Source organism: Clostridium sp. AF37-5 (genome assembly GCF_003477605.1).
Classification (GTDB): domain Bacteria; phylum Bacillota; class Clostridia; order Lachnospirales; family Lachnospiraceae; genus Eubacterium_F.
Genome location: NZ_QUDR01000047.1, coordinates 1 through 3164, shown reverse-complemented (window position 1 = coordinate 3164; position 3164 = coordinate 1). Strand labels below are relative to the sequence as shown.

Here is a 3164-nt window from a genome sequence, read left to right as displayed (position 1 = left end):
TTACAAGTATAATTTTTTTCAAAAACCTCTTGACTATTTATAGTTTGTCACCTATATTTCTATATCTTGCCCCAACATTGACTTATAGTATACCTTCATCATTTCCTTAGATAAATCAATATATGACACTTCTCCCTTTGAATCCGCTACCATCTTAATAATATCATTTTTGATATTATTAAATAAACTATACAGTGCAGTTCCGTGTTCATCAGTCATCCTAACTTTTGCAATCGAAACTATTCCCATATTATTAAACGCATCTGTAATAATTGTTCTTACCATTTTGGGATCTAATTCTGCATTTTTTTTTCTTCCTGCAGAAAACTCAAAAGCAAATGTTTGTGCATCCATTTCAGCTGCTTTGATTAGCGCTTCCTCATAAGGTGCCCCTTGTGTTGGTACAAATTGTTTGGCGTTAGAAATTTTTATTTCAACTTTGCCAAATTTACTATGCGGATTATAGAAATCTGTTTCAAATTTAACAGGCTCAAGATAACATACAGGCTGTTCATAAAAGGAGTTTATATAATTTGTTATTGTATACGCAGAGTATCCACCTCTATTTTTCATTAACATAGTAATCCCTTTAGTTGCATCGTATAGTGCAACCGTATTTTTTCCAATATATTCATCTTCATCAATATCTATATCTACATGTTTTGCTTTCTCGTCTTTTTTTACAATATACGTGGAACTATATGTTTCCATCTTGACAAAATTCATAGAATATATTTCATCATGCTTTTTTATATCTTCCATACGTCCTTGCTCCGTCCCTAATGGCTTAACCCTCTTCTCCAAATCGTAGGCACTTATTTTTGTAAACCAATGACGCAAATCAAACAACTCATCACATTCTTTATTATCGATATACTTTTTTACATAATAGTATTCACACGTTATACTCACTTTTCTAGCCATTGATTTTCCTCCTCATTTGACAAATTACATATGATAATTTTACACTTACTTTTTCAAAATTTCAAGTATTTTTCCCACACAGATAAAGACAAGTTTGATTTTCTGTACAAACGAACGCTACTACACAAACTTATTAAAATTAATTATAGTATTTGTAACGGCGTTATGCTATAATTATATTAAAAAATTATAAAAATAACCGAAGAGGAGGGAATAAAAATGGCGCTTATCAAATGTCCTGAATGCGGCAAAGAGATATCGGATAAAGCTATATCATGTCCAAATTGTGGATTACCTTTAAGACGAGAAGATAGAGGAACTTATAATATCCACATCAAACGCGAAAAGCAATGGTTTCTGATAAACCCACCTGTAAATATCCAAGTGGATTCTAGCGAGGATTATAAATTGAAAAGTGGTGAGGAAATAACAATTCCTGCGACAACAGGAATGCATAATATACTTTTCTCTTTGGGACCAAGAAAAACGATGGCAAATATTGAAATCAAGGAAGATATGGAAATTATTGTTAGGCTGAATAGAGGATCGGGTGAACTAGAAGTGTCAGGATATGGTATAACAACAACTAATAATTCGCCAACCGTATCTGTCGGTGTTGGTATAGGTGGAATAATTGACAAATAAACGAGGGGATGAAAAAAGTGCTTTGTGCTAACACAAAAATATTGATGTTAGTATAAATCAATTAAAGAAAGTCGAGGAGGAGTAAAAACGATGGAAAAGAAAAAATGTCCCAAATGCAATGTTGAAATGGATGCTTCGAACAATTTTTGTGGTAAGTGCGGATATCGTTTTGAAGAACTGGATAAAAGTAGTGAGTCTGTTTCTAATGCTAAAAAACCAAATTTTCAGAAGAAAAAAATAATTATTATTTTAGCAGTTATATGCGTTGTTACTATGGCTCTCATATTTATTTTGTTTCCTAAAATAAAATCTACAGTTGAAAAGAAAAATAAATATAGTAGTGCATTAACTTATATAGAAAACAATAAGTATCAAGATGCTATTAATATTTTGCGCGAAATAGATACATACAAAGATTCTCAAGAAAAATTAAACGAATCATATTACAAATTGGCTGAAACGAGATATAAAGAGGGGGATTTAAAAGCAGCAGCAGAAAATTATTATTCCGCCGGAAAATATGGTGATGCAATGAGAAAATATACATCTACAACTTACGAATATGGTAAACAACTTGTTGCAAAGTGGGATTATATTAATGCAGCAAAACAATTTAAAAAAATAGATTACAATGATAGTAAGGAATTAGCATCGTTATATGTCCAATTCGACACTAATAGATATCACAATCACAAATTTTACTATTATGCCGAAGAATTTGAAGACAAATTAAATTCCTTACTACAAGAAGAAAATGAAAATTTTTCTGCAAAAATTGATGATGATAACATAACAGACACTCCTGTTATTTATGTGTACAATAAAGAAAAATTTACGGGTGTCTATCTTTCTCTGGCAAAGTATGACAAGAATGGAATGTGTGAGGGATTTGATATACGTTGGACGAATGTTTCTAAAAGTGAAGAAAATTTTGGAACAGCAACCTATATTTATTCAATCCTTTTAGCCGATTGTTCGTTAACTGCACAGGATGCGAATGATTATTATATGGAATTGGTGAAGAAAGCAGAAAAAAACATTTTATGGGGGAAGGCTTTTTGTAATGATACCCGGAATGGTATATCATATCATTTTTGGTATTCTTCAGATGATAATGAAAGTGGTTTGCTAATAAACAATTCTGATGAATAACTGATGATGTATTGATGTCTATTATATGATATATTACGATATGTAATATGGGGAGATATCCACAGCATCGTGTAGAGCGAATACAAAAAATACTATAAGAAAACCATATAGATGATCTGACTGTTTATGTTTTCAGACAATAACCATTATATTTTTAAAGATGGTCAGGAAATTCAAACCTAGTTCTATAGTCACACAAATGCCTTGCTAACGAGATTGCTATTAGTAGCGAGGCATTATTTTAGTGGCACAGCATTTTCGGAGTGTTTATTCACTTCCGATATAGTAATCGCATGGAATCTCTCGTCCTTTCTGCAATCGTGGTAAAATTGGGTTGTCATTGTCTTAATGGATTTCAATTTCTATTAAATCCCAAAGTGCCTAAATTTTATAACTGTTTTTACTATATCCGATTTCTTCTTTTCTTACAATCCCCATATATG

The 3164-nt window shown here is 31.5% G+C and carries 3 protein-coding genes; 2 read left to right on the top strand and 1 reads right to left on the bottom strand.

Annotated features, from left to right (window positions below; translation table 11 throughout):
* Window positions 1-51 precede the first annotated feature (51 nt).
* A complete protein-coding gene (locus DW019_RS14695; RefSeq protein WP_118444039.1) occupies window positions 52-924 on the bottom strand; it encodes a DUF6731 family protein in 873 nt (290 codons plus the stop codon).
* Between the two features lie 219 nt (window positions 925-1143).
* On the opposite strand from DW019_RS14695, the gene DW019_RS15595 reads away from it, so the two are divergent.
* Together DW019_RS15595 and DW019_RS14685 are read left to right on the top strand one after the other, a co-directional pair.
* Window positions 1144-1569: a zinc ribbon domain-containing protein gene (locus DW019_RS15595; protein ID WP_243024171.1), complete on the top strand. Its 426-nt coding sequence runs from the start codon at window positions 1144-1146 to the stop codon at window positions 1567-1569.
* Window positions 1570-1659: 90 nt separating this feature from the next.
* Entirely contained in the window at window positions 1660-2721 is a 1062-nt protein-coding gene (locus DW019_RS14685) for a hypothetical protein (protein ID WP_118444038.1), read from the top strand.
* Window positions 2722-3164 lie beyond the last annotated feature (443 nt).